This window comes from Citrobacter sp. T1.2D-1, assembly GCF_950098555.1.
GTDB classification, from domain to species: domain Bacteria; phylum Pseudomonadota; class Gammaproteobacteria; order Enterobacterales; family Enterobacteriaceae; genus Citrobacter_A; species Citrobacter_A telavivensis.
Genome location: NZ_CATNHH010000004.1, coordinates 100,920 through 125,719 on the forward strand (window position 1 = coordinate 100,920; position 24,800 = coordinate 125,719).

The following is a 24,800-nucleotide window of genomic DNA, read 5'->3' on the forward strand; positions in this document are numbered from 1 at the left end:
GGTGTTAACAATGGGGCAACCTTTGCCCTGTTTTAGGGCAGATTGCGTCAGAATGGCGCAGCAATTTCCTGTAAATTTCGCATAGGATCACATTTCCAGAATTATATTTGGTCTGTGCATAATATTGCGGTTTTTCCTCTATTTACTCCTCTTTCACGCAAACATATTCACTTTTTATGCACACGTAGTGAATATCGCTGGGTTATAACTCATTGATTTCCCGTCTAAGGTAGCCATTTATGCATTTTTTTCGCTGGCTGGCATGAAGACTGCAATCTACATTTACAGCGCAAACACCACTATTTATTAACATATAAATAACTTTTTATTTACCGATGAGGTCGCTATGTCTCAGTCAATTACGCGTGAAAATTTTGATGAATGGATGATGCCCGTTTATGCACCGGCGCCTTTTATTCCGGTTCGTGGCGAAGGTTCACGCTTGTGGGATCAGCAGGGTAAAGAGTATATCGACTTCGCGGGGGGCATTGCGGTGAATGCGCTGGGGCACGCGCATCCAGAATTGCGTGACGCACTGAATAACCAGGCGAGTAAATTCTGGCACACCGGCAATGGCTATACCAACGAGCCGGCGCTGCGACTGGCGAAAAAGTTAATCGACGCCACCTTTGCCGATCGTATCTTCTTCTGCAACTCCGGTGCTGAGGCCAACGAGGCGGCGCTGAAGCTGGCGCGCAAATATGCCCACGACCACTACGGCAGCAATAAAAGCGGCATCGTGGCATTTAAGAATGCCTTTCACGGTCGTACGCTGTTCACCGTCAGCGCCGGGGGACAACCTGCCTATTCGCAGGATTTTGCGCCGCTGCCGCCGGAGATCCGTCACGCCGTCTACAACGATATTAACTCTGCCAGCACGCTGATCGACGATACCACCTGCGCGGTCATCGTCGAACCCATGCAGGGTGAAGGCGGCGTGCTGCCGGCAACTCAGGCCTTCCTGCAAGGGCTGCGCGAGCTGTGCGATCGACATAATGCGCTGCTGATTTTTGATGAAGTGCAGACCGGCGTGGGCCGTACCGGTGAGCTGTACGCCTACATGCACTACGGCGTTACGCCAGATCTCCTGACCACCGCCAAGGCGCTGGGCGGCGGCTTCCCGATCGGGGCACTGCTGGCCAGTGAAAAATGCGCCAGCGTGATGACCGTCGGAACACACGGCACCACCTATGGCGGTAACCCACTGGCAACCGCCGTCGCCGGAAAATTGCTCGATATCGTCAATACGCCCGCGATGCTGAACGGTGTGAAACAGCGCCATGACTGGTTCGTGGAGCGTCTGAACGCCATCAATCTGCACACCGGGCTGTTCAGTGAAATTCGCGGGCTGGGGCTGCTGATTGGCTGTGTACTGAACGATCAGTTTGCCGGCAAAGCCAAACAGATTTCTCAGGAAGCCGCGAAAGCGGGCGTGATGGTGCTGATTGCCGGGGGCAACGTGGTGCGCTTCGCTCCGGCGCTGAACGTCACACAAGAAGAGGTGGCTACCGGACTTGACCGTTTTGCGCTTGCCTGCGAACAGATTACAGCCGGAGGTTCATCATGATGGTGATCCGTCCTGTCGAGCACGCTGATATCAGCGCGCTGATGCAGATGGCCAGTAAAACCGGCGGTGGACTGACCTCGCTGCCGGCCAATGAAGCCACGCTGGCGGCGCGTATCGACCGTTCCCTGAAAACCTGGCGGGGCGAATTGCCGAAAAGTGAACAGGGTTATGTCTTTGTGCTGGAGGATCTGAACACCGGCACCGTAGCGGGGATTTGCGCGATCGAAGTTGCCGTGGGGCTTAACGATCCCTGGTACAACTATCGCGTAGGGACACAGGTGCATGCCTCAAAAGAGCTGAACGTCTATAACGCGCTGCCGACGCTGTTTCTCAGTAACGATCATACGGGCAGTAGCGAGCTGTGCACGTTATTCCTCGACCCCGACTGGCGCAAAGAGGGCAACGGCTACCTGTTGTCTAAATCGCGCTTCATGTTTATGGCGGCGTTTCGCGACCATTTTAATGAAAAGGTGGTCGCGGAAATGCGCGGCGTGATTGACGAGCACGGCTATTCCCCGTTCTGGCAAAGCCTGGGGAAACGCTTTTTCTCGATGGAGTTTTCCCGAGCCGATTTTCTCTGCGGTACCGGACAGAAAGCGTTTATTGCTGAACTGATGCCGAAGCATCCGATTTACACCCACTTTCTCTCCGACGAGGCGCAGGCGGTGATTGGCGAAGTTCATCCGCAAACCGCCCCGGCGCGAGCCGTACTGGAGAAAGAAGGATTCCGCTATCGCCATTACATCGACATTTTCGATGGCGGTCCAACACTGGAGTGTGACATTGACCGGGTGCGGGCGATCCGCAAAAGTCGGCTGATAGAGGTTGGCGAAGGACAGCCCGCGACCGGTGATTTCCCGGCCTGTCTGGTGGCGAATGAGAACTATCGTCACTTCCGCGTCATGCTGGTACGCGCCGATCCGAATACACAACGTCTGGTGCTGACCGCCGCGCAACTGGATGCCCTGAAATGTCATGCAGGAGATCGGGTTCGTTTTGTCCGTCTCTGCGCTGAGGAGAAAACGCTATGACTTTATGGATTAACGGCGACTGGGTGACCGGTCAGGGTGAACATCGGGTGAAGAAAGATCCGGTACAGGGTGATGTGCTCTGGGAAGGTCACGATGCCGATGCCGCGCAGGTGAAGCTGGCGGCGCGTGCCGCGCGCGCGGCTTTCCCGGCCTGGGCCCGACGCCCCTTCAGCGAACGCCAGGCGATTGTCGAAAAATTTGCCGGATTGCTGGAGAGCAATAAAACCGAACTGACCGCCATTATTGCCCGCGAAACCGGCAAGCCGCGCTGGGAAGCGGTGACGGAAGTGACGGCGATGATTAACAAAATCGCCATTTCCGTTAATGCGTACCACGCCCGTACTGGCGAGCAACAGAGTGCGTTGCCCGACGGCGCGGCAACGCTTCGCCACCGTCCGCATGGCGTGCTGGCGGTGTTTGGTCCGTATAACTTTCCGGGACACCTGCCGAACGGGCACATTGTGCCCGCGCTGCTGGCGGGCAACACCTTACTCTTTAAGCCCAGCGAACTGACGCCGTGGACCGCAGACGCGGTGATCCGACTCTGGGAACAGGCCGGTTTACCGCATGGGGTGCTGAATCTGCTGCAGGGTGGGCGGGAAACGGGACAGGCGCTGAGCGCGCTGGACGCCCTCGACGGGCTGCTGTTTACCGGCAGCGCGAACACGGGCTATCAGCTGCATCGCCAGCTTGCAGGACAGCCGGAAAAAATCCTTGCTCTCGAAATGGGCGGTAACAATCCGTTGATTATCGAGGATCCGGCGGATATCGATGCGGCGGTGCACCTGACTATTCAGTCCGCGTTTGTCACCGCCGGTCAGCGCTGTACCTGCGCACGTCGGCTGTTGGTGAAGAAAGGTGCGCAGGGCGATGCGTTTCTCGCGCGACTGGTGGACGTCAGCCAGCGCATCCAGCCAGGCCGCTGGGACGATGAGCCGCAACCGTTTATTGGCGGGCTTATCTCCGAACAGGCGGCGCGTCATGTGTTTGGGGCCTGGCAACAACTTGAGTCGCTCGGCGGGCGGACGCTGCTGGCACCGCGCCTGCTGCAGGCAGGCACCTCGCTGTTATCGCCGGGTATTATTGAACTGACGGGCGTGGCGAATCTTCCCGATGAGGAGGTCTTTGGTCCGCTGCTCGGCGTCTGGCGCTATGAACGCTTCGACGAGGCGATCGCGATGGCCAACAACACTCGCTTTGGGCTGTCCTGTGGGCTGGTCTCGCCTGACCGCGCGCAGTTCGACCAGCTACTGCTGGAAGCGCGTGCGGGGATCGTTAACTGGAATAAGCCGTTAACCGGTGCCGCCAGCACCGCGCCGTTCGGTGGCGTAGGGGCTTCCGGAAACCATCGCGCCAGCGCCTGGTATGCCGCCGATTATTGTGCCTGGCCGATGGCGAGTCTGGAATCTCCGGCGTTGACGCTGCCTGCAGCGCTGAGTCCGGGCCTCGACTTCTCGCGTGAGGAGTCCGTATGAAAGCACGCGAGGTCAACTTCGATGGACTGGTGGGGCTGACGCACCATTATGCCGGGCTGTCGTTCGGCAACGAGGCGTCCACCCGTCATCGCTTTCAGGTTTCGAACCCGCGTCTGGCGGCGAAGCAGGGGCTGCTTAAAATGAAGGCGCTGGCGGATGCGGGATACCCACAGGCGGTGATCCCGCCGCATGAACGGCCGTTTATTCCTGCATTGCGCCAGTTGGGGTTTAGCGGCAGCGATGAGCAGGTGATTGAGAAAGTGGCGCGTCAGGCACCACACTGGCTCTCCAGCGTCAGCTCCGCATCGCCGATGTGGGTGGCAAACGCGGCGACGGTGGCACCGTCGGCAGATACGCTGGATGGCAAAGTGCATCTGACGGTCGCAAACCTCAATAACAAGTTCCACCGTTCTCTCGAAGCGCCCACCACAGAAACGCTGCTGCGGGCGATCTTCCGTGATGAACGCTATTTCGCAGTGCATTCCGCGCTGCCGCAGGTGGCGATGCTCGGCGATGAAGGGGCGGCTAACCATAATCGCCTCGGCGGAGAATATGGCGAGCCGGGGACGCAGCTCTTTGTCTACGGGCGCGAAGAGGGGGGCAATACGCGGCCTTCTCGCTATCCGGCGCGTCAGACCCGTGAGGCCTGCGAAGCGGTGGCCCGCCTGAATCAGGTGAATCCCCAGCAGTGTATTTTTGCCCAGCAGCACCCGGAGGTCATCGACCTCGGCGTGTTTCACAACGATGTAATTGCGGTCTCGAACCGGGAGGTGCTGTTCTGCCATGAGCAGTCCTTCGCGAAACAGCACGACGTCATGAATCAACTGCGCGCCCGGGTGCCAGGTTTTATCCCCATTGTGGTGCCAACGGCTGACGTGTCGGTGCCGGATGCGGTCGCGACGTATCTGTTTAACAGCCAGTTGTTGAGCCGGGATGACGGTTCGATGATGCTGGTTCTGCCACAGGAGTGTCGCGAACACGCGGGCGTGTGGCGCTATCTGACGAACCTGCTGGAAGCGGATAATCCAATCCGCGACATGCGGGTATTTGACCTGCGTGAAAGTATGTCAAACGGCGGCGGGCCAGCCTGTCTGCGCTTGCGGGTGGTGCTAACCGCAGAAGAACGCCAGGCGGTCAATCCGGCCGTGATGATGAATGACGTGCTGTTTAATGCGCTCAACGACTGGGTGGATCGCTACTATCGCGACCGCCTGACCGCCGCGGATCTCGCCGACCCGCAACTGTTGCGTGAAGGGCGCGAAGCGCTGGATACGCTGACACAACTGTTGCAGCTTGGTTCTGTCTATCCGTTCCAGCAATCGGGAGGCGGACATGGATGATTTCCTCACCGCCACGCTGGCGGGTTCGATGCCGGATGTCCGGGAGGGGCAAAGGGCGGGCTTTCGCTGGTGCTGGGTTGACGCCGGTATCCTCGAACTTACGCCGCTCACCGCGACCGATCGCGCACTGGTGATCTCCGCCGGTATTCACGGCAACGAAACCGCGCCAGTCGAGATACTTAATGCCCTGCTGCTGGCGCTGTCGGCGGGGGAAATTACGCTGCACTGGCGACTGCTGGTGATCCTCGGCAATCCGCAGGCGCTGGCAGACGGCCAGCGCTACTGCCACAGCGATATGAACCGGATGTTTGGCGGGCGCTGGCAACTGTTTGCCGAAAGCGTCGAGACACAGCGCGCACGTCAACTTGAGCAGTGTCTGGAAGATTTCTTTACGACGGGCGCGGAGTCGATTCGCTGGCATCTGGATCTGCACACCGCCATTCGTGGCTCTCACCATTTGCGCTTTGGCGTGTTGCCCCAACGCCCCATCCCCTGGGATGAGGCGTTTCTTGGCTGGCTGGGTGCCGCAGGACTGGAAGCGCTGGTGTTCCATCAAACGCCGGGGGGCACCTTTACCCATTTCAGCGCTGAACACTTCGGCGCGCTCGCCTGCACGCTGGAGTTGGGCAAAGCGTTGCCGTTCGGTCACAACGATCTTCGCCAGTTTGCCCCGACGTCTGCCGCGCTGACCTGTTTACTGACGGGACAAATTGACCAGGCCGACGGCACCCCGCCGGTCCGCTATCAGGTCGCGTCACAGATAACCCGGCGCAGCGACGCGTTTGTGCTGCACATGGACAGCCAGACGCTCAACTTCACACCGTTTACCGCAGGGACACTACTGGCGGAAGATGGCGCCGAGCGTTTTGTCGTCACACATGACGTGGAGTACGTTCTATTCCCCAATCCCGGCGTGGCGCTGGGATTACGTGCAGGTCTGATGCTGGAGAAAATGAACTAACGTATTTCCCGCAGGCGAGGGCCTGTGGGCTTTATTTTTTTGTGCGTCGGAGAATTAATCCGGATTATTCCTGGTGAACAGCTTTATTTATCATCAGCAATCAGATATGGTTCTTCATATTCCCTGAAAAATCATGATGTTGTCATTTTTCCTTTCAACTTTTCACCTTAATTTCTTTTTTTCTCCACAATTGGCGAAAAAATGTTTTTTACACTTTCATTGTTTTACCGATGCTCTGACTAATTGACGATTAAGTCGTTAAAGTTAATCTCGTCAACACGGCACTGTACTTCTTCGGAGGTGACAAGAAAGCCGTAAAATAACTGAAAGGAAGGATAAAGATTATGCGTAAATTAACTGCACTGTTTGTTGCCTCTGGGCTGGCGCTGGGCGCTGCGAACCTGGCTCATGCAGCGGATACTACCGCCGCCCCGGCAGACGCCAAACCGATGATGCAGCATAAAGGCAAATTTGGTCCACATCATGACATGATGTTTAAAGACCTGAATCTGACCGATGCTCAGAAGCAGCAGATCCGCGACATCATGAAGGACAAACGTGACCAGATGAAGCGTCCACCAGTTGAAGAACGTCGCGCAATGCACGACATCATCGCCAGCGACACCTTCGATAAAGCGAAGGCCGAAGCGCAGATTGCGAAAATGGAAGAACAGCGCAAAGCCAACATGCTGGCGCACATGGAAACGCAGAATAAGATCTACAACATTCTGACCCCGGAACAGAAAAAGCAGTTTAATGCCAATTTTGAGAAGCGTCTGACAGAACGTCCGGCGCGTGACGGTAAAATGTCTGTACCTGCTGAGTAATCACTTAGCAGACCTATTCGAAGACCGCCGGTCTTGTCCATCCCCTCCACTGAGGCGATGGGCAGGATCGGCGGTTTTTTCTTTTTCAGACCCTAAGGAAAATCATCGTGGCTGCCGATAACGACGTTGTGCCTTATTATGCTGCATGATGTTTATCAGGAGCGATGATGGAATACTTTGATATCCGCAAGATGCCGGTCAATCTCTGGCGCAACGGTGCCGGTGAAACGCGTGAAATTTGCTGTTTTCCTCCGGCGACCCGCGACTTTCACTGGCGAGCCAGCATTGCTTCTATCGCCGGTAATGGTGAGTTTTCGCTCTTTCCCGGTATTGAGCGGGTGATCACTCTACTGGAAGGCAGTGAAGTGACGCTGGAAAGCCAAGGGGCGTTCAGCCACACACTCAAACAACATCAGCCGTTTACCTTTGCCGGCGAGCGCGTGGTGAAAGCGAAACTCACGGAAGGGCAGATGTCGATGGATTTTAATATCATGACCCGGCGTGACGCCTGCCAGGCGAAAGTTCGGGTGGCCGATCGCACCTTCACGACGTTTGGCTCGCGCGGCGGTGTGGTGTTTGTCATTAGCGGTGCCTGGCAACTGGGCGATAAATTATTGACTGCCGATCAGGGCGCCTGCTGGCATGATGGAAAACATACGCTCCGGCTGCTGAAAGCGGAGGGAAAACTGTTGTTTAGTGAGATAACCTGGCTGCAGGGGCACTCCCCGGACGCCGTTCAATGACCGCGATGCATGGCTGACGTCTGTGCACAGGCCAGAGGGGGATACCCTCTGGCGGGTTCATCCTTACTGTTTCCAGAAGTCATCAAACACGGTAATCGGCGGACGGCGCTTATGCTCCGTCTTCAAATACCAGCCTTCAATGATTTTCGCGATGGCGGCATCCACCGCTTTTCCTTCCAGATAGTCATCGATGTTTTCATAAGTCACGCCCAGCGCGGCTTCATCCGGCAGAGAAGGGCGATCGTCTTCGAGATCGGCGGTGGGCGCTTTCTTATAAAGATGCTCCGGACAACCTAATGCCGCCAGCAGCTGTTTCCCCTGGCGCTTGTTGAGGCGAAATAGCGGGTTAATATCCGTACCACCGTCGCCGTACTTGGTGAAGAAACCGGTGATGGCCTCTGCTGCATGATCGGTGCCGACCACCACGCCGCTGGTCATGCCCGCGATACTGTACTGCGCCTTCATGCGCTCACGGGCTTTTTCATTGCCACGGACAAAATCGCTCAGTTCAATACCCGCTTCCCGAAGAGCTTGTTCGCTCGCCAGCACCGCACCTTTGATATTAACGGTCAACACGCGGTCCGGCTGGATAAAGTCAATGGCGTCCTGACAATCCTGCTCATCAACCTGAATGCCATAGGGCAGACGAACGGCGATAAATTGCAGCGCGTCGTTACCGGTCTCAGCACGCAGCTCGCTGATGGCGGTCTGGCACAGTTTTCCTGCCAGCGTCGAGTCTTGCCCTCCGCTGATGCCCAGCACAAGGCTTTTCAGGAAGGGATAGCGTTGCAGATACGCTTTCAGAAAATCCACGCTGCGGCGAATTTCCTCTTCTGGATTAATGTGCGGTTTTGCGCCAAGCGCTTTGATGATCTCTTGTTGCAGAGTCATTTACCCCCTCCCAATATAAAAGAATAAAATCAGACCGTGTTTAAGCTAACCCTTTGCTGTGTAAACGACAAGAGAACACAGGCTGAGTGGCGCTTAAAACGACATCCTGCCGCCTGAACGGAATCTGGCGAAATATTCGCGTGCTAAGCGTTAGCTTGAAAAATAACAGATTCTATTCCAGGCTTATATAACATGCTGATTAAAAAGAGGACGAAAAATGAACAGGACTATTGCAGGAATTTTCAGTGCAGCAGCGGTATTAACAATGCTTGCAGGGTGTACGGCGTACGATCGTACCAAAGACCAATTTGTCCAGCCTGTGGTCAAAGATGTGAAAAAAGGCATGAGTCGCGCGCAGGTTGCACAGATTGCCGGGAAACCGTCGTCTGAAGTGAGCATGATCCATGCTCGCGGTACCTGTCAGACCTACATCCTGGGTCAACGTGATGGTAAAGCTGAAACCTATTTCGTGGCGCTGGATGATACCGGTCATGTTGTCAACTCAGGCTACCAGAGCTGCGCTGAGTACGACACCGACCCGCAGGCGGCGAAGTAGTCATAACTGTCTACTGCCTGAACAACTCAACAAACCGGCCACTGCGCCGGTTTTTTTGTAACGAAGATGATCTTATTTATTGATGCGAATTATTTACCCGAAGTGTGAGGGGGGTCATAACGCCAGGTCAATGAGAGACAATTTAGTTGGTCAAGGAAATACCATCAGCGGGTGTGATGCCGTATACTCATTTCAGACACAGAAATAAGTTTTTCGGTTACGCAGGTTGTCCAGAGCATGGATGCAGGTTGAGACTTGCGGCGTGTCTGGTTGACAGATAATCGCACATGAGGAAGGTCTAAATGGAAAAGAAACACATTTATCTGTTTTGCTCTGCGGGTATGTCTACCTCTTTGTTAGTGTCAAAGATGCGCGCGCAGGCGGAAAAGTATGAAGTCCCGGTTATTATTGATGCATTCCCGGAAACGCTTGCCGGTGAAAAAGGACCCAACGCCGACGTGGTATTATTAGGTCCACAAATTGCTTATATGTTGCCCGAAATTCAGCGTTTGTTACCGAACAAACCTGTAGAAGTGATTGACTCGCTGCTGTATGGCAAAGTCGATGGTTTAGGCGTGCTTAAGGCTGCTGTTGCAGCAATTAAAAAAGCCGCTGCAAATTAATATTTTAAATTTTCCCGTCAAAGAGTTATTTCATTTACATATGCCGCAATAATTAATTGCGGTCTTTAAGGGTATTTTTCTATGAGTAACGTCATTGCTTCACTTGAAAAGGTACTCCTTCCTTTTGCTGTCAAAATAGGAAAGCAGCCACACGTTAATGCAATCAAAAACGGCTTTATTCGCTTAATGCCATTAACCCTCGCGGGGGCCATGTTTGTATTAATTAATAACGTTTTCCTGAGCTTTGGGGAGGGGTCGTTTTTTTATTCCCTCGGCGTTCGGCTGGATGCTTCAACCATTGAAAACCTCAATAGTCTGAAAGGCATCGGCGGAAACGTTTATAACGGTACGCTGGGCATTATGTCACTGATGGCGCCATTCTTTATCGGTATGGCGCTGGCGGAAGAACGCAAAGTCGACGCCCTGGCGGCCGGTCTGCTATCGGTTGCGGCCTTTATGACCGTAACGCCTTATAGCGTGGGCGAAGCCTATGCGGTAGGGGCGAACTGGCTGGGCGGCGCGAATATCATTTCCGGTATTATTATCGGTCTGGTCGTCGCGGAAATGTTTACCTTTATTGTTCATCGCAACTGGGTCATCAAATTACCTGATAGCGTACCGGCATCCGTCTCCCGTTCATTCTCTGCATTGATTCCGGGCTTTATTATCCTCTCGGTGATGGGGATCATTGCCTGGGCGCTGACGACCTGGGGAACCAACTTCCACCAGATCATTATGGACACCATCTCTACACCGCTGGCATCGCTGGGCAGTGTGGTTGGCTGGGCGTACGTGCTCTTTGTTCCGCTGCTGTGGTTCTTCGGTATCCACGGTTCACTGGCGCTGACGGCGCTCGACAGCGGCATCATGACGCCGTGGGCGTTGGAAAACATCTCTATCTATCAGCAGTACGGTTCAGTGGATGCCGCGCTGGCTGCCGGTAAGACGTTCCACGTCTGGGCCAAGCCGATGCTCGACTCCTATATTTTCCTCGGCGGCAGCGGCGCAACGCTGGGTCTGATCATCGCGATTTTCATCGCCTCTCGCCGTGCGGATTATCGCCAGGTGGCGAAGCTGGCGTTACCTTCTGGTCTTTTCCAGATTAACGAACCGATTCTGTTTGGTCTGCCGATCATCATGAACCCGGTGATGTTCATCCCGTTCATTCTGGTACAACCGATTCTGGCCGCGATTACGCTGATAGCTTACTACCTGGGTATCATCCCGCCGATTACTAACATCGCGCCGTGGACCATGCCAACCGGGCTGGGGGCCTTCTTTAACACCAACGGCAGCGTTGCTGCTCTGCTGGTCGCCTTGTTCAACTTAGGGATAGCAACGCTGATTTACCTGCCGTTCGTAGTGGTTGCGAACAAAGCGCAGAACGCTATCGACAAGGAAGAGAGCGAAGAAGATATCGCTAATGCACTGAAATTTTAAGTTTAACCCGGCATGTGGCGACGCATGCCGGGTCGTCAAAGAGGAATGATTTATGATGGATCTCGATAATATTACCGATACGCAGGCCGAAGCCGAAGAGCTCGAAGAAGTGGTGATGGGGCTTATCATCAACTCCGGGCAGGCGCGCAGCCTGGCCTACGCGGCGTTAAAGCAGGCGAAGCAGGGCGACTTCGACGCGGCGAAAACGATGATGGAGCAGTCGCGCATGGCGCTGAATGAAGCGCATCTGGTGCAGACGAAACTGATTGAAGGCGATCAGGGCGAAGGTAAAATGAAAGTCAGTCTGGTTCTGGTTCACGCGCAGGATCACCTGATGACGTCAATGCTGGCACGCGAACTGGTGGCAGAGTTGATTGAGCTTCACGAGAAGCTGAAATAGTAAGGAGTTGACGATGCAACTACAGGCTACCGCACCGGAAATCACCATTGCCCGTGAACAGCAGTTGTTTAACGGTAAAAATTTCCATGTCTTTATCTACAACAAGACAGAGAGCGCCTGCGGTCTGCATCAGCACGATTACTATGAATTTACGCTGGTGCTCACGGGGCGCTATTACCAGGAGATCAACGGTAAACGCGTGCTGCTGGAACGGGGTGATTTTGTGTTTGTCCCGCTCGGTTCGCACCATCAGAGCTTCTACGAGTTCGGCGCGACGCGTATTCTCAACGTTGGCATCAGTAAACGTTTTTTTGAACAGCACTACAGCCCGCTCATGCCGTTCTGTTTTGTGGCATCGCAGGTCTATCGCACCAACAGCGCATTTTTAACCTATGTCGAGACGGTTATCGCGTCGCTCAACTTTCGTGATACCGGACTGGAAGAGTTTGTCGAAGTGGTCACCTTTTACATTATCAACCGTCTGCGTCATTATCGTGAAGAACAGGTTCTTGATGATATTCCACAGTGGCTGAAAGCCACCGTGGAAACCATGCACAATAAAGCGCAGTTTGGTGAAAATGCTCTGGAAAATATGGTTTCCCTGTCCGCAAAATCTCAGGAATACCTGACGCGAGCGACCCAGCGTTATTACAGCAAAACGCCGATGCAATTGATTAATGAAATTCGCATCAACTTTGCCAAGAAACAGCTGGAGATGACGAACTACTCCGTAACGGATATTGCCTATGAAGCGGGATACAGTAGTCCAAGCCTGTTTATTAAAACGTTTAAAAAAATGACGTCATTTACGCCTAATAGCTACAGAAAAAAACTCACGCAATATAATCAGTAATTATTTTACTCAATAACCAGATTTACGCTTGCCCATTATTGACGCGGGACGCTTGCGTCATACCTGACAGAGGGCAGAGCATCATTCACGCCAGTGTTAAGCACTGAAGGGAGATACGATGAGCCAGAAATTAAAAGTCGTCACCATTGGTGGCGGGAGCAGTTACACCCCGGAATTGCTGGAAGGATTTATTAAGCGCTACCACGAATTGCCAGTTTCCGAATTGTGGCTGGTTGACGTCGAAGGCGGCGAAGAAAAACTGGATATTATTTACCAACTTTGCCAGCGCATGATTGAAAAAGCTGGCGTACCGATGAAGGTGTTTAAGACTCTGGATCGCCGCGAAGCGCTGAAAGATGCCGATTTCGTAACCACGCAACTGCGTGTAGGACAATTGAAAGCGCGTGAACTGGATGAGCGTATTCCGCTGAGCCACGGTTATCTGGGTCAGGAGACCAACGGTGCTGGTGGCCTGTTTAAAGGACTGCGCACCATCCCGGTGATTTTTGACATCATTAAAGATGTGGAAGCGCTGTGTCCGAATGCATGGGTGATTAACTTTACTAACCCGGCTGGCATGGTGACTGAGGCGGTCTATCGCCATACGAGCTTCAAACGCTTTATTGGTGTGTGCAACATTCCGGTAGGGATGAAGATGTTCATCCACGATGTGTTGGCGCTGAAAGAGAGTGACGACCTGTCTATCGACCTGTTCGGCCTCAACCATATGGTGTTCATCAAAGATGTGATCGTTAATGGCCAGTCACGCTTTGCCGAACTGTTGGATGGCGTAGCCTCGGGCCAGCTTAAAGCATCTACGGTGAAAAACATTTTTGATCTGCCGTTCAGCGAAGGGCTGATTCGCTCCCTGAATCTGCTGCCATGCTCGTATCTGCTGTACTACTTCAAGCAAAAAGAGATGCTGGCGATTGAGATGGGGGAATACTACAAGGGCGGTGCGCGGGCACAGGTCGTGCAGCAGGTCGAGAAGCAGCTGTTCGATCTGTATAAGAACCCGGAACTGAACGTTAAGCCGAAGGAACTGGAACAGCGTGGTGGTGCGTACTACTCTGACGCAGCCTGTGAAGTTATTAATGCGATTTTCAATGACAAGCAGACCGAGCATTACGTCAACATTCCGCATCACGGTCACGTTGATAATATTCCGGCTGACTGGGCGGTTGAGATGACCTGCACGCTGGGCCGCGACGGGGCGACGCCGACGCCACGCATCACCCATTTTGACGAGAAAGTGTTGGGATTGATCTATACCATCAAAGGCTTTGAAGTGGCTGCCAGCAACGCGGCGCTGAGCGGTGAGTTTAACGACGTGCTGCTGGCGCTGAACCTGAGTCCGCTGGTGCATTCGGATCACGACGCAGAAGGTCTGGCGCGTGAACTGATACTGGCACACGAAAAGTGGTTGCCAAACTTTGCCGGGTGCATTGCGAAGCTGAAAGGCGCACAACACTAAAGAGGTTGGCTATGGAACGCTTATTGATTGTAAACGCGGACGATTTTGGCCTGAGCAAAGGGCAAAACTACGGCATCGTGGAGGCCTGTCGCCACGGTGTAGTGACCTCTACTACGGCGCTGGTGAACGGTGATGCCATTGAGCATGCAGTCACGTTAAGTCGCGATCTGCCAACGCTGGCGGTGGGTATGCACTTTGTTCTGACGCTGGGAAAACCCCTGACCGAGATGCCGGGATTAACCCGTGAAGGACGTCTGGGAAAATGGATCTGGCAGATGGCAGAGGAAGATACGTTGCCACTGGACGAAATCGCCCGTGAGCTTGCCTGTCAGTATCAGCGTTTCATTGACCTGTTCGGGCGGGAGCCTACGCATCTGGATAGCCATCACCATGTGCATATGTTCCCGCAGATCTTCCCCCTCGTTGCGCGTTTTGCCGCAGAGCGCAATATTGCGCTACGCATCGATCGCCAGCCGGTGTTTCAGGCAGGGGATCTTCCGGCGACGCTGCGCAGTTCACAGGGATTCAGCAGCGAGTTTTATGGGGAAGAAATTACTGAAGCGCTGTTTCTGCATGTTCTCGACGAATCCGCAAGGCTTGGAGAATCCTCACTGGAAGTGATGTGTCACCCGGCGTTTATCGACGATACCATCCGTCAGAGCGCCTATTGTTACCCCCGTTTGACTGAGCTGGACGTACTGACCTCGGCATCGCTCAAGTATGCGATTGCGGAACGCGGCTACCGTCTGGGCAGTTTTCTTGATGTCTGACTCCTGAGTTTGCGGCGCGTGGTGCGCCGCTTTTTTTTGCCTGCTGTAGCGTCCTTGTCTTCATTATCCCTCTCTCGCCCTGTTAATTTCGTCAACGCCTGCGCAAACGCACGCCCGGAGCAGGACGTGCGGGGGTAAAATCGGCTAAGATAGTTCTTTTCTGATTTTTGAATTTGTCTTAGTGAAGCAATTAATGATGAAACCTCTTCGCCAACAAAATCGCCCGGTTATTAGCTATGTTCCGCATGTCGAACCTGCACCGCCCGAACATGCGATAAAAATGGACGCGTTTCGTGACGTGTGGATCTTGCGCGGAAAGTATGTCGCGTTTGTCTTAATGGGGGAGTCGTTCCAGAGATCGCCGACGTTTAGCGAGGCGGAATCGGCCCAGCGCTGGGCAAATCAGGTTCGTCAGGAAAACGAAATAGCAGATTAATTCCGGTATAAAAAAACCGCCCCGAAGGGCGGTTTTCTGTTTTTTGGGGTATTTAGTGATGCGCCAGTTCGGCGTCGTCTTCACTATCCAGAATGGTTTTATCGGTTTGCTTCAGCCACTGGCTGGTCAGCGTACCGGCGGTCATCGAACCGCTGACGTTCAGTGCGGTACGACCCATGTCGATCAGCGGCTCAACGGAGATGAGCAGCGCGACCAGCGTGACAGGCAGGCCCATCGCCGGCAGTACAATCAGCGCAGCGAAAGTGGCACCGCCACCGACACCGGCTACCCCGGCGGAGCTGACGGTAACAATACCGACCAGCGTCGCAATCCAGAGCGGATCCAGCGGGTTAATGCCAACCGTCGGCGCCACCATAACGGCCAGCATGGCCGGATACAAACCGGCACAGCCGTTCTGGCCGATCGTCGCACCGAAGGAGGCGGCGAAGCTGGCGATAGATTCCGGCACGCCCAGACGGCGGGTTTGCGCTTCCACGTTCAGCGGGATAGAGGCCGCGCTGGAGCGACTGGTGAAGGCGAAGGTCAGAACCGGCCACACTTTGCGGAAGTACTTGAGCGGGCTCACGCCGTTTACGCCAAGCAGCACGCCGTGGACGACGAACATAATGCCCAGACCGAGGTAAGAGGCGATAACAAAACTGCCCAGCTTAATGATGTCCTGCAGGTTGGAACCGGCCACCACTTTGGTCATCAGCGCCAGGACGCCGTATGGCGTTAACTGCATGACCAGGCGAACCAGTTTCATCACCCAGCTTTGCAGCGTGTCGATAGCGGTCAGCACGCGTTCGCCTTTTGGCGCGTCATCTTTGAGCAATTTCAGTGCCGCGACACCGAGGAAGGCGGCAAAAATCACCACGCTGATGATAGAGGTTGGGTTTGCGCCGGTCAGATCGGCAAACGGGTTTTTCGGTACAAACGAAAGCACCAGCTGTGGAACGCTGAGATCGGCCACTTTACCGACATAGTTGGTTTCAATGGCATTCAGACGTGCCGTCTCTGCGCCACCTTGTACCAGGCCCTCGGCGGTCAGACCAAACAGGTTGGTCACCAGCACCCCGACCAGCGCGGCAATCAGCGTGGTGAACAGCAGAGTACCGATGGTCAGGAAGCTGATTTTTCCCAACTGAGAGGCATTATGCAGACGGGCGACCGCGCTCAGAATCGAGGCGAAGACCAGCGGCATAACGATCATTTGCAGCAGTTGAACGTAGCCGTTACCGACGATGTTGAACCACTGGACGGAATCTTTCAGCACCTGGCTGTCAGAACCATAAATGGTGTGCAGCGCAAGGCCAAAGACCACGCCCATGACCAGACCAACCAGTACTTTCTTTGCCAGACTCCACTGTTTATGACGGGCTTGCGCCAGCACAAACAGCAGAATGACGAACACCACGATGTTCGCGATTAATGGAAAATTCATCCCCGTTCTCCTGATTTTATTATTCGTCCCGCTGTGTCACAGCGATCCTGTTGTCGCAAGGTTAGCAGAACTGTGACCTGGCTCTTATATTCAAATGGAATTGTTTATGCCAAAAACGCGATTTCCGCTGTTTTACTGGTCGATTTGATGTTTTATAAAGCGATTGAACTGCCATTGCAGCGTGTTAATCATATCGGATGACCAGCGAACTGCACTGTTCTGGGGCAAGGTTTGTGGCATCCATACCGCCCAGGCAAACAGTGCCATGCAGAGAAATCGCTCCAGCTGATTACCCTTCTGCGGGACCAGAATCGGCAGGCGAAAGCGCCAGCGACAGGGCCAGAGCAGGGGGACGCCCGCTGGCGTCAGCATGTCTGCAGCAATATGACTCAGATAGCCCACCACCATGCCCTGTAAGGCGTCGGCGGGGATGACCCAACTCTCCGGTACTTTCAGGTAGAAGGTGGCCAGTAGCGCAAAGACGGCCAGCAGACTGTGGGTAAATCCGCGATGACCAAACGCCCGGGCGATCGGTTTCGAAACCCATTTCAGGCGCTGACCGAGGAATGACTTTGGGTGATCGATGTCCGGTAACAGACAGGTCATAATCGCGGAGGGAACAATATGCCACCAGTCACCCTGTGCGAGCACGGGCGTCAGCTCCGCGTTTTTAGCGAACACCGCGCAGGCAATTGAAAAGAGGAGGTGACCTTCCGCCGTCATGATAAAACCTGATAAACTGTGAATTCGTACAGTATAGGATTTTTATACAGTGGGCGGAAGTGGTGACGTTGTAACTCTTTGTCAATAATGCGCGTTTATCGCGCTAACCAACCGCCATCGACGGCAAGCGTATAGCCGTTGATGTAATCCGACGCGGGTGATGCGAGGAAAACGACCGGGCCTTGCAGATCCTCTGGCGTTCCCCAACGACCCGCCGGGATACGATCGACAATCTCTTGATTGCGCCCGGCATCTTCCCGCAGTTGTTGGGTATTGTTGGTCGCCATGTAGCCGGGGGCGATGGCGTTGACGTTAATCTGATGCTGCGCCCATTCGTTGGCTAACAGTCGGGTAATGCCCAGCACGCCGCTCTTTGAGGCCGTATAGGACGGGACGCGAATCCCGCCCTGAAACGATAGCATTGAGGCGATATTAATGATTTTGCCGCCCTGGCCCTGAGCGATGAACTGGCGTGCCACGGCCTGGGAGAGAAAGAAGAGCGACTTGAGATTCAGGTTCATCACCTCGTCCCAGTCCTTTTCGCTGAAATTGAGCGCGTCTTCGCGACGAATGGTTCCGGCGTTGTTCACCAGAATGTCGATGTGACCGAATTTCTCAACCGCCTGGGCGACAACGCCCGCGATGACCTCCTGCTGGCTCAGATCGGCCTGAATGGTGAAAAAGCGGCGTCCCAGCGCTTCTACTTTGGCGGCGGTGTCATGAGGAATTTTGCGGTTCACGCTGACGATGTCACAACCGGCTTGCGCCAGTGCAACCGCCATCCCTTGTCCAAGTCCGGTATCACAACCGGTGACGATGGCGACTTTACCTGTGAGACGAAATGCATCCAGAATCATAGTAACCTCGGCTATCCGTTTTTATCTGTTATGTGCCCTGAAAGAAGGATAGGAGAGGAACGGAAGGAATACAATTAAAAATGAAACGTTGTTTTAAATTTATTAACTGTCTGACGAGGCGGGCAATGTCGCCATTGCCCGCTCCCGGTTAGCCGCGTAAATCGGCGAGGGTCAGTTCCGTGAGTGAATTGAGCCTGACGTCGGCGAGGATATAGCGCGGATCGTGTCGCACCTCTTTATCCGGCACGACGATAGAGCGCATCCGTGCTGCCTTAGACGCCACCATGCCGTTGACGGAATCTTCCAGCGCGACACAGCATAACGGGTCGACGCCCAGTTTTGCCGCACAGTCGATATAAACCTGAGGATGGGGTTTGCTGTAGGGCAGTTTTTCCGCAGAGGCGAGGGCATCGAAGCTCTCCCGCAGGTCAAACATCGCCAGGACTTTTTCCAGCATATGTAGAGGGGACGCTGACGCCAGTCCCACCTTCAAACCTTGTGCTTTACACAACGCGATAGCCTCTTTGACGCCAGGCAGTAGCGGACGCGTCTCTTCAACCAGGGCGATAGCGCGGGTAATGACGCGATCGGTGACCTCCTGGCGGCTCGGCCCGTTCCACGGTTGCTGGGCAAACCAGAGATCAACAACCATATCGATGCGCAGCCCCAGCGTATCCGGGAGTTCATGACGACGAGTGATATCGACGCCGACGCTGGACAGTACGTCCAGTTCAGCCCGATCCCACAGCGGCTCGGAATCAATCAGTAATCCATCCATATCGAATATTGCCGCAAGAATTTGACGCGGGGTTGACATTACAACCTCTCCTGTTGAGCATTAAATGTAGGGTAATCAGCGTTAGCCGCTATCATAACGTTTTTAAAGATCGGGCGAAAAGGGTTATCAGCAGGTAGACTTAAGCCAAAACGACGCGTCTTCATCAAGGGGAACTCATGACGTATCAACAAGCTGGACGCATAGCAGTGTTAAAAAGGATCGTAGGATGGGTGATATTTATCCCGACACTCCTCTCCACGCTGATTTCAGCCCTGAAATTTATGTATGCGCACAGCGAAAAGCAGGAAGGGATTAACGCGGTGATGCTCGATTTTACCCATGTCATGATTGATATGATGCGAGTGAATACCCCGTTTCTGAACCTCTTCTGGTACAACTCGCCGACGCCGGATTTTCACAATAGCCTGAACATTTTGTTCTGGCTGATTTTTGCGCTGATTTTTATCGGGCTGGCGATGCAGGATTCCGGCGCGCGCATGAGTCGCCAGGCGCGGTTTTTACGTGAAGGCGTCGAAGACCAGTTGATTCTGGAGAAAGCCAAGGGCAGCGAAGGACTGTCTCGCGAACAGATTGAGTCGCGCATTGTGGTGCCGCATCATACGATTTTTCTGCAGTTTTTCCCGCTCTATATCCTGCCGGTGATTATCATCGTTCTCGGATATGTATTCTTTTCGCTGCTGGGATTTGTCTGAACAAAAAGGCCGCCATCCGGCGGCCTTTGATGCCAGCCATTATTACGCCGCGAGGAGTCTGTCCATTGCCTTCTGTGCAATCACCAGGTGTTGACCGCCAAACAGTCTTGCCCGGTTGAGCAAAGTATACAGTTGGTACACCGGCTGTCGGTCGAGAAAATCTAACGGCAGTGGCGACACCGACTGATAACCATCATAAATTTGCGGCGGCTGTTCGGTATGCAACGGCAACATTGCCAGATCGCACTCTCTGTCTCCCCAGTAACAGGCCGGATCAAACAGATACGGACCGTCTGGCCCCAGTGCACAGTTTCCCGACCACAAATCGCCGTGCAGCAAAGAGGGCTGCGGCTGGTGAGAGGAGAGACGCTGTTGCACATGTTCGACAATGGCGTCGATATTACCAAAGGCGATGCCTTTTTCCGCCGCCAGTTCAAGTTGCCAGCCAATGCGCTGTTCGGCAAAGAAGGTTGACCAGCGGCGTTGCCAGGCATTGGGTTGCGGAGTGGTCGAAAGCGCGTTATCGAAATCCAGCCCAAACTGCGGCTGATCGCTCCATTCATGCAGATAGGCAAGTTGTTGCCCCAGAATAAACGCACTATGCGCGTCCAGCGGACGGGGAGGGAGATAATCCATCACCAGAAAGCTGTAATCACGATCCGCACCTACCGCCCACACTTTGGGGACCGTCACCGTATGGCTGCGTGATAACAGTTCTAATTGATCGGCTTCTGCCGTAAAGCCCGGAAGCAGTTCCCGTTCATCACATTTAACGAAGAAATCGCGTCCCGCATAGCGTAAATGCCACGCGGCATGAATCTCTCCGCCAGGCAGTTCGTTACGCAGTTCGATTTCGCCTTCACCGAGTTGCTCGCTTAAAAGACGACTGATAGCCTGCCACATGATGTCTCTCCCCATGTTGTCTGCCAGATCATAAGGTTAGCGCAAAGATGCGGTTAAAAAACACGAACTAACGCACACCGTGGACGTGTTTTCGCGGGAATGGCATTTATTGTCCGCTGTGTTCCCACTCTTCCCAGGTCATCACGCTGACCTCCGGCGCTCTATCTAACGCACTTTCAGCCAGCCCTGCGGCCAGCGCTTTGACCTCGTCCAGACTCTGGGCGCTAATCAACCCAAAGGTATTGGTTCCCAGCTCGTGCACATTCCCGCCATCATCCGTGAGAGTGAGCAGAAAACCGGCACGGGTGAGATGGTTGTTCAGTTCATTTATTTCCGTTAAGGAGTCCTCGTGGAACGTGATGGTAACAACATATCGGGTGATATCCCCACTGGCCATTTGACACCCCTTTGTAATCTCATGAGTTTGTAGCATAGACGGTGAACGCGTATGCCGACAGGTTTGGGAGAAATTCCCCCTCGAAAAGAGGGGGAAATCATTATGGCTGGCTAAGGTAAGCGTAGATTTTCTGCGTGTCGTCGTGGGAGCACAGGCGCGTTCCCTGGTTGATGGTCGCGGCGCTACCGGCCGCAACGCCGAAGCGCACCATATCCTCAAGCGAGGCGCCTTCAGCCAGTTTGAGGGTCATTGCCCCCACCATACTGTCGCCTGCGCCAACGGTGCTCTGGCTTTTAACCGGCGGCGGTACGACCTGCACGCAGGTTTCGCTGTCCACGCCCAGCGCGCCCTGGGGACCGAGAGAGACGACGACGCGCTGCGCTTTGCCGCTGCGGACAATTTCCTGCGCCGCTTTGCGCACGTCATCAGGCTGGGTGAGCTCGCGGTTAACCAGCGCGCTCAGTTCTTTCTGGTTGGGTTTGACCAGTTCAATATTGCCAATGGCTAACGCGGCCGTCAGCGCGTCGCCGGAGCTGTCAATGATGCAGCGGATCCCCTGTTTCTGCGCGGCGGTAATCAACTGGCTGAGTTTTTCGACTTTGACACCCGGCGGCAAACTGCCGCTGATCACCAGAATGGCGCCGGACTCGATCTCCAGCACCTGTTCTTCTATCTGGCGAAACTCATCGTCATTCAATGCCGCGCCGGGCATCACAAAGCGATACTGCTCGCCGCTGGATTCGACATGAACATGCAGGTTCTGACGCGTCCAGTCTTTTGCATCAATGGTTGCTACCGGAACGTTTTCATCGGCAAGCAGGGCGACCAGATGTTCGCCGGTTGCGCCGCCGACGGGGAAAATGGCGGTCGCGGTTCCGCCCAGATGGGCAATGGCGCGAGCGACGTTAATGCCCCCGCCACCGGGCTCAAATACCGGGGCAGTACAGCGGAGTTTCCCTTCGGGATAGATTTGCGGGGTGATCGTTGCGCTATCGAGAGAGGGCGCAAGCGTCAACGTATAGATACGTACCATCGTTACCTCCTGTTAGGCTGCGTTCAGTCTGGCACCGAATAGCCCTAAAGTGAAGTCATTAACAATATGATTAATTAAAGTTTATTTATTTTATTTGCCGTAAGGTTATATAAATATTTAATTGTTTTGAGAGCTCTCTTATTCAAAAAATGAAATAAGAATTCATTGCTATGTTATTCGAGCCTTTTTATAATTTGTTACCTTTCCTGGGGCGTTAGCCATTGATCCCTCTGAAAGTTTCCGGGACCGTAATGGTCTCTTTTTTTGTTGTACGGACTCTTTATAAATGAAGCTTTTAAAGACAGTTCCCGCTGCCATTCTGCTGGCGGGAGGCGTGTTTGCGTCGATGTATGCAACTGCCGATGATTCCGTTTTTACTGTCATGGATGACCCCTCAAGTGCGAAGAAACCCTTCGAAGGCAATCTCAACGCCGGTTACCTTGCGCAGTCAGGCAACACGAAAAGTTCTTCTTTGACCGCGGACACGACCATGACCTGGTACGGACAATCAACGGCCTGGTCACTGTGGGGGAATGCGAGCAATACGTCTTCCAATGATGAACGCTCTTCAGAGAAATATGCTGTTGGCGGTCGTAGTCGTTACAATGTGACCGATTATGACTACCTTTTCGGCCAGGCGAGTTGGCTGACGGACCGTTATAACGGCTACCGTGAGCGCGATGTGTTCACCGCCGGTTATGGTCGCCAGTTCCTTAACGGTCCCGTACATAGCTTCCGTTTTGAATTCGGTCCGGGCGTACGTTACGACGAACATACTGATGGCAAGACGGAAACCCAGCCGCTGGGCTATGCCTCTGGCGCGTATGCATGGCAGATTTCAGACAACACCAAATTTACGCAAGGCGTGTCGGTGTTCGGTGCTGAAGATACAACGTTGAACTCCGAGACAGCGCTGAATGTGGCAATCAATGAGCATTTTGGCCTGAAAGTGGCGTACAACGTGACGTGGAACTCAGAACCGCCGGAGACGGCGCCGGAGCACACGGACAGACGTACAACCGTCTCTCTGGGCTACCGGATGTAAGCCGAGGCCAGACTGTTCTCCAGTCTGGCTTTTTTTATTACGGTGTTTGATGACAATTCACCCGCCACGTCTTTATCCAGAATATTCACTTCGCCAGAATCTCGATGTCTGACGCGACGGGGCGCTGTTTCGCCGCTATCCCCAAATCATTGCTGCCCAGCGTAGCAATAGCATTGCACCACAGATGACGATCAGGACGACCACCATTTTCCAGTGTTTTTTGGCGAAGCGATTTGATGGCATCATTTATTTCCTGTCGGTTCCAGACGGTTAATCCTAGTGTAACAAAACTGTCAGCCAATCAGTGAATGGATATGCATCTTGCCTCGTCCAACAGGGAAGGAAAAGGAAGGGGCTATAGCACCTACTCTGCAAGCGCGTTGGTATAGTAATTAGGCTGCCGGTACTGAAGCTTCAAAAGTTCAGTCGGCGTCAGGCCGGTATAGAGGCGACATGTTTTGATGAAATGGGCCTGATCGTAGTAGCCGTGGTTGAGTGCGCTGTTCAGAACATCGCCTTCTGTCAGCAGATGGCGCAGCGTTCTCTGAAATCGGGCTGTGCGGCAAAAATAGCGTGCATCGACGCCGGTAAATTGATGAACGCGTCGTAGCATTGTCCGTTCAGTCAACCCCAACTGGTTACGGAGCGTCAAGAAAGCATCCCCATAATACAGTCGGTTCACCGCCTGAATGAGCGCGGTGTTTGCCAGATGGCAACGGTCAGTAATGGCCAGCAGCCAGCGTTCTAACCGGTTGATGCGCATTTCATACGGCAAATTAATCAGTTCCGGGATCGCCCAACGTAAACCCATATCGGTGAAGGAAACGGGAACATCATCCAGTTCATCCATCGCGACACCCAGGAGGGGGAAGCAGGTGGCAGAACGCAGTCGGATTGACAATAAATCGATTTCTCCCTGGGGGATGAATGTCATTCTGGACCTGCGCGGGCGAAGCAGGACAGCCTCGCCCTTTGGGACAGTAAGGTAATTTGCTGTCTGTTGGCTATCAAGCGGTATCGTCGCAATGCGCAGAGGATCGCCCAGGTTGAGCAGCAGTTCGCCTCCGGTCCCGGGAAAAAGCGTGGGCAACGGTGTCCCTGCTGACATTTGCCAGCACCAGAAATGGGCTATCCAGTCAGCCAGCGCCGGACTGGGCGCGCGGCGTCGTTGCATGTCGCTGTTTACCTCCGACTCAATGCCTTATTCAAACAGACAGTCTCCACTTTGGTTCCCCAGCCCCGGATGAAGGTCAAAGCGAACGACGCCTACGTGCATTCGGCCTGCTGCCGCCTTCACCATATGTGCAACACCAAGATGGCCGAAACCCGCACACAATTCAATCGCCCGGATCCCCTCGTCATAGAGCGCATCAAGGAGTTTACCCGCCTGCTGATAATCGCTCACCGCGATCGTTTTCACCTGCACCTGTTCGGTTTTTACCCAGGCGTTATGGGTCTCAGCCACCGCGTGAGGCGCAACAAAAATAAATGCCGCTTTTAAAATATCGCTCATGACTCGT

Annotated in this window: 28 protein-coding genes; 17 read left to right on the plus strand and 11 right to left on the minus strand. The window is 54.0% G+C overall.

The window, feature by feature from the left end; all coding sequences use genetic code 11:
* Positions 1–346 precede the first annotated feature (346 nt).
* From astC to ves, 7 genes are all read left to right on the plus strand, one after another.
* Entirely contained in the window at positions 347–1,567 is a 1,221-nt protein-coding gene (gene astC / locus QQZ17_RS06345) for a succinylornithine/acetylornithine transaminase (RefSeq protein ID WP_152404929.1), read from the plus strand.
* A complete protein-coding gene (gene astA / locus QQZ17_RS06350) occupies positions 1,564–2,598 on the plus strand; it encodes an arginine N-succinyltransferase (RefSeq protein ID WP_152404928.1) in 1,035 nt (344 codons plus the stop codon). Before astC ends, astA begins: the two co-directional genes overlap by 4 nt.
* Entirely contained in the window at positions 2,595–4,073 is a 1,479-nt protein-coding gene (gene astD / locus QQZ17_RS06355; RefSeq protein ID WP_152404927.1) for a succinylglutamate-semialdehyde dehydrogenase, read from the plus strand. The genes astA and astD overlap by 4 nt, the downstream gene beginning before the upstream one ends.
* Positions 4,070–5,413, plus strand: coding sequence for an N-succinylarginine dihydrolase (astB, locus tag QQZ17_RS06360; RefSeq protein ID WP_152404926.1), 1,344 nt, complete (start codon positions 4,070–4,072; stop codon positions 5,411–5,413). The genes astD and astB overlap by 4 nt, the downstream gene beginning before the upstream one ends.
* Positions 5,406–6,374, plus strand: coding sequence for a succinylglutamate desuccinylase (gene astE / locus QQZ17_RS06365; RefSeq protein ID WP_152404925.1), 969 nt, complete (start codon positions 5,406–5,408; stop codon positions 6,372–6,374). Before astB ends, astE begins: the two co-directional genes overlap by 8 nt.
* Positions 6,375–6,718: 344 nt before the next feature.
* Positions 6,719–7,201 (plus strand): ATP-independent periplasmic protein-refolding chaperone Spy, encoded by a 483-nt coding sequence (gene spy, locus QQZ17_RS06370; RefSeq protein WP_152404924.1) that lies wholly within the window; start codon positions 6,719–6,721, stop codon positions 7,199–7,201.
* A gap of 167 nt (positions 7,202–7,368) precedes the next feature.
* Positions 7,369–7,944: an environmental stress-induced protein Ves gene (gene ves / locus QQZ17_RS06375; RefSeq protein ID WP_152406338.1), complete on the plus strand. Its 576-nt coding sequence runs from the start codon at positions 7,369–7,371 to the stop codon at positions 7,942–7,944.
* Between the two features lie 63 nt (positions 7,945–8,007).
* Here ves and nadE read toward each other — a convergent pair whose 3' ends face one another.
* Complete coding sequence (nadE, locus tag QQZ17_RS06380; RefSeq protein ID WP_152404923.1) at positions 8,008–8,835, minus strand: ammonia-dependent NAD(+) synthetase; 828 nt, start codon at positions 8,833–8,835, stop codon at positions 8,008–8,010.
* A gap of 217 nt (positions 8,836–9,052) precedes the next feature.
* Between nadE and osmE the strand changes: the two genes are divergently transcribed.
* From osmE to cedA, 8 genes are all read left to right on the plus strand, one after another.
* Complete coding sequence (gene osmE, locus QQZ17_RS06385; protein WP_152404922.1) at positions 9,053–9,391, plus strand: osmotically-inducible lipoprotein OsmE; 339 nt, start codon at positions 9,053–9,055, stop codon at positions 9,389–9,391.
* 302 nt (positions 9,392–9,693) lie between these two features.
* The gene (gene chbB, locus QQZ17_RS06390) at positions 9,694–10,014 is read left to right on the plus strand and encodes a PTS N,N'-diacetylchitobiose transporter subunit IIB (RefSeq protein WP_152404921.1); all 321 of its coding nucleotides are present in this window, start codon (positions 9,694–9,696) and stop codon (positions 10,012–10,014) included.
* Positions 10,015–10,095: 81 nt separating this feature from the next.
* Positions 10,096–11,454 (plus strand): PTS N,N'-diacetylchitobiose transporter subunit IIC, encoded by a 1,359-nt coding sequence (gene chbC / locus QQZ17_RS06395; RefSeq protein WP_152404920.1) that lies wholly within the window; start codon positions 10,096–10,098, stop codon positions 11,452–11,454.
* A gap of 52 nt (positions 11,455–11,506) precedes the next feature.
* Entirely contained in the window at positions 11,507–11,854 is a 348-nt protein-coding gene (chbA, locus tag QQZ17_RS06400) for a PTS N,N'-diacetylchitobiose transporter subunit IIA (protein WP_152404919.1), read from the plus strand.
* Between the two features lie 13 nt (positions 11,855–11,867).
* Positions 11,868–12,707 (plus strand): transcriptional regulator ChbR, encoded by an 840-nt coding sequence (gene chbR / locus QQZ17_RS06405; protein WP_042319407.1) that lies wholly within the window; start codon positions 11,868–11,870, stop codon positions 12,705–12,707.
* 118 nt (positions 12,708–12,825) lie between these two features.
* The gene (locus QQZ17_RS06410) at positions 12,826–14,181 is read left to right on the plus strand and encodes a 6-phospho-beta-glucosidase (protein WP_152404918.1); all 1,356 of its coding nucleotides are present in this window, start codon (positions 12,826–12,828) and stop codon (positions 14,179–14,181) included.
* Positions 14,182–14,192: 11 nt separating this feature from the next.
* A complete protein-coding gene (chbG, locus tag QQZ17_RS06415) occupies positions 14,193–14,951 on the plus strand; it encodes a chitin disaccharide deacetylase (RefSeq protein ID WP_152404917.1) in 759 nt (252 codons plus the stop codon).
* Between the two features lie 181 nt (positions 14,952–15,132).
* A complete protein-coding gene (gene cedA, locus QQZ17_RS06420; RefSeq protein WP_152404916.1) occupies positions 15,133–15,387 on the plus strand; it encodes a cell division activator CedA in 255 nt (84 codons plus the stop codon).
* Between the two features lie 52 nt (positions 15,388–15,439).
* Here the strand turns inward: cedA and tcyP are convergent, their stop codons facing one another.
* The 4 genes from tcyP to hxpB form a co-directional block, all read right to left on the minus strand.
* Complete coding sequence (gene tcyP / locus QQZ17_RS06425) at positions 15,440–16,831, minus strand: cystine/sulfocysteine:cation symporter (protein ID WP_054176635.1); 1,392 nt, start codon at positions 16,829–16,831, stop codon at positions 15,440–15,442.
* A 132-nt stretch (positions 16,832–16,963) separates the two neighbouring features.
* Positions 16,964–17,554: a metal-dependent hydrolase gene (locus tag QQZ17_RS06430; protein ID WP_152404915.1), complete on the minus strand. Its 591-nt coding sequence runs from the start codon at positions 17,552–17,554 to the stop codon at positions 16,964–16,966.
* A 95-nt stretch (positions 17,555–17,649) separates the two neighbouring features.
* Positions 17,650–18,411 carry a 2-dehydro-3-deoxy-D-gluconate 5-dehydrogenase KduD gene (gene kduD / locus QQZ17_RS06435; protein ID WP_152404914.1) on the minus strand — a complete coding sequence of 254 codons (762 nt, stop codon included), beginning with the start codon at positions 18,409–18,411 and terminating at the stop codon, positions 17,650–17,652.
* A 148-nt stretch (positions 18,412–18,559) separates the two neighbouring features.
* The gene (gene hxpB, locus QQZ17_RS06440; protein WP_152404913.1) at positions 18,560–19,228 is read right to left on the minus strand and encodes a hexitol phosphatase HxpB; all 669 of its coding nucleotides are present in this window, start codon (positions 19,226–19,228) and stop codon (positions 18,560–18,562) included.
* Between the two features lie 137 nt (positions 19,229–19,365).
* Between hxpB and QQZ17_RS06445 the strand changes: the two genes are divergently transcribed.
* A complete protein-coding gene (locus QQZ17_RS06445) occupies positions 19,366–19,902 on the plus strand; it encodes a YniB family protein (protein ID WP_152404912.1) in 537 nt (178 codons plus the stop codon).
* Between the two features lie 42 nt (positions 19,903–19,944).
* Here QQZ17_RS06445 and QQZ17_RS06450 read toward each other — a convergent pair whose 3' ends face one another.
* The 3 genes from QQZ17_RS06450 to pfkB form a co-directional block, all read right to left on the minus strand.
* A complete protein-coding gene (locus QQZ17_RS06450; protein ID WP_152406337.1) occupies positions 19,945–20,805 on the minus strand; it encodes a fructosamine kinase family protein in 861 nt (286 codons plus the stop codon).
* A gap of 106 nt (positions 20,806–20,911) precedes the next feature.
* Positions 20,912–21,202 (minus strand): type V toxin-antitoxin system endoribonuclease antitoxin GhoS, encoded by a 291-nt coding sequence (ghoS, locus tag QQZ17_RS06455; RefSeq protein WP_152404911.1) that lies wholly within the window; start codon positions 21,200–21,202, stop codon positions 20,912–20,914.
* Positions 21,203–21,302: 100 nt separating this feature from the next.
* Positions 21,303–22,235 (minus strand): 6-phosphofructokinase II, encoded by a 933-nt coding sequence (pfkB, locus tag QQZ17_RS06460; RefSeq protein WP_152404910.1) that lies wholly within the window; start codon positions 22,233–22,235, stop codon positions 21,303–21,305.
* Between the two features lie 286 nt (positions 22,236–22,521).
* Between pfkB and QQZ17_RS06465 the strand changes: the two genes are divergently transcribed.
* On the plus strand, positions 22,522–23,280 hold the full coding sequence (locus tag QQZ17_RS06465) for a DUF481 domain-containing protein (protein WP_152404909.1): 759 nt from the start codon (positions 22,522–22,524) through the stop codon (positions 23,278–23,280).
* 135 nt (positions 23,281–23,415) lie between these two features.
* Here the strand turns inward: QQZ17_RS06465 and yniD are convergent, their stop codons facing one another.
* The 3 genes from yniD to QQZ17_RS06480 form a co-directional block, all read right to left on the minus strand.
* The gene (gene yniD, locus QQZ17_RS06470; protein ID WP_086512613.1) at positions 23,416–23,523 is read right to left on the minus strand and encodes a small membrane protein YniD; all 108 of its coding nucleotides are present in this window, start codon (positions 23,521–23,523) and stop codon (positions 23,416–23,418) included.
* A gap of 121 nt (positions 23,524–23,644) precedes the next feature.
* Positions 23,645–24,454 carry a helix-turn-helix domain-containing protein gene (locus QQZ17_RS06475; protein WP_152404908.1) on the minus strand — a complete coding sequence of 270 codons (810 nt, stop codon included), beginning with the start codon at positions 24,452–24,454 and terminating at the stop codon, positions 23,645–23,647.
* A 27-nt stretch (positions 24,455–24,481) separates the two neighbouring features.
* Positions 24,482–24,793, minus strand: coding sequence for a DUF6506 family protein (locus QQZ17_RS06480; protein ID WP_152404907.1), 312 nt, complete (start codon positions 24,791–24,793; stop codon positions 24,482–24,484).
* Positions 24,794–24,800 lie beyond the last annotated feature (7 nt).

Coding starts and splice junctions, on each gene's coding strand:
- astC (WP_152404929.1), top strand. CDS start 347: ATGTCTCAGTCAATTACGCGTGAAAATTTTGATGAATGGATGATGCCC.
- astA (WP_152404928.1), top strand. CDS start 1,564: ATGATGGTGATCCGTCCTGTCGAGCACGCTGATATCAGCGCGCTGATG.
- astD (WP_152404927.1), top strand. CDS start 2,595: ATGACTTTATGGATTAACGGCGACTGGGTGACCGGTCAGGGTGAACAT.
- astB (WP_152404926.1), top strand. CDS start 4,070: ATGAAAGCACGCGAGGTCAACTTCGATGGACTGGTGGGGCTGACGCAC.
- astE (WP_152404925.1), top strand. CDS start 5,406: ATGGATGATTTCCTCACCGCCACGCTGGCGGGTTCGATGCCGGATGTC.
- spy (WP_152404924.1), top strand. CDS start 6,719: ATGCGTAAATTAACTGCACTGTTTGTTGCCTCTGGGCTGGCGCTGGGC.
- ves (WP_152406338.1), top strand. CDS start 7,369: ATGGAATACTTTGATATCCGCAAGATGCCGGTCAATCTCTGGCGCAAC.
- nadE (WP_152404923.1), bottom strand. CDS start 8,835: ATGACTCTGCAACAAGAGATCATCAAAGCGCTTGGCGCAAAACCGCAC.
- osmE (WP_152404922.1), top strand. CDS start 9,053: ATGAACAGGACTATTGCAGGAATTTTCAGTGCAGCAGCGGTATTAACA.
- chbB (WP_152404921.1), top strand. CDS start 9,694: ATGGAAAAGAAACACATTTATCTGTTTTGCTCTGCGGGTATGTCTACC.
- chbC (WP_152404920.1), top strand. CDS start 10,096: ATGAGTAACGTCATTGCTTCACTTGAAAAGGTACTCCTTCCTTTTGCT.
- chbA (WP_152404919.1), top strand. CDS start 11,507: ATGATGGATCTCGATAATATTACCGATACGCAGGCCGAAGCCGAAGAG.
- chbR (WP_042319407.1), top strand. CDS start 11,868: ATGCAACTACAGGCTACCGCACCGGAAATCACCATTGCCCGTGAACAG.
- QQZ17_RS06410 (WP_152404918.1), top strand. CDS start 12,826: ATGAGCCAGAAATTAAAAGTCGTCACCATTGGTGGCGGGAGCAGTTAC.
- chbG (WP_152404917.1), top strand. CDS start 14,193: ATGGAACGCTTATTGATTGTAAACGCGGACGATTTTGGCCTGAGCAAA.
- tcyP (WP_054176635.1), bottom strand. CDS start 16,831: ATGAATTTTCCATTAATCGCGAACATCGTGGTGTTCGTCATTCTGCTG.
- QQZ17_RS06430 (WP_152404915.1), bottom strand. CDS start 17,554: ATGACGGCGGAAGGTCACCTCCTCTTTTCAATTGCCTGCGCGGTGTTC.
- kduD (WP_152404914.1), bottom strand. CDS start 18,411: ATGATTCTGGATGCATTTCGTCTCACAGGTAAAGTCGCCATCGTCACC.
- hxpB (WP_152404913.1), bottom strand. CDS start 19,228: ATGTCAACCCCGCGTCAAATTCTTGCGGCAATATTCGATATGGATGGA.
- QQZ17_RS06445 (WP_152404912.1), top strand. CDS start 19,366: ATGACGTATCAACAAGCTGGACGCATAGCAGTGTTAAAAAGGATCGTA.
- QQZ17_RS06450 (WP_152406337.1), bottom strand. CDS start 20,805: ATGTGGCAGGCTATCAGTCGTCTTTTAAGCGAGCAACTCGGTGAAGGC.
- ghoS (WP_152404911.1), bottom strand. CDS start 21,202: ATGGCCAGTGGGGATATCACCCGATATGTTGTTACCATCACGTTCCAC.
- pfkB (WP_152404910.1), bottom strand. CDS start 22,235: ATGGTACGTATCTATACGTTGACGCTTGCGCCCTCTCTCGATAGCGCA.
- QQZ17_RS06465 (WP_152404909.1), top strand. CDS start 22,522: ATGAAGCTTTTAAAGACAGTTCCCGCTGCCATTCTGCTGGCGGGAGGC.
- yniD (WP_086512613.1), bottom strand. CDS start 23,523: ATGCCATCAAATCGCTTCGCCAAAAAACACTGGAAAATGGTGGTCGTC.
- QQZ17_RS06475 (WP_152404908.1), bottom strand. CDS start 24,454: ATGCAACGACGCCGCGCGCCCAGTCCGGCGCTGGCTGACTGGATAGCC.
- QQZ17_RS06480 (WP_152404907.1), bottom strand. CDS start 24,793: ATGAGCGATATTTTAAAAGCGGCATTTATTTTTGTTGCGCCTCACGCG.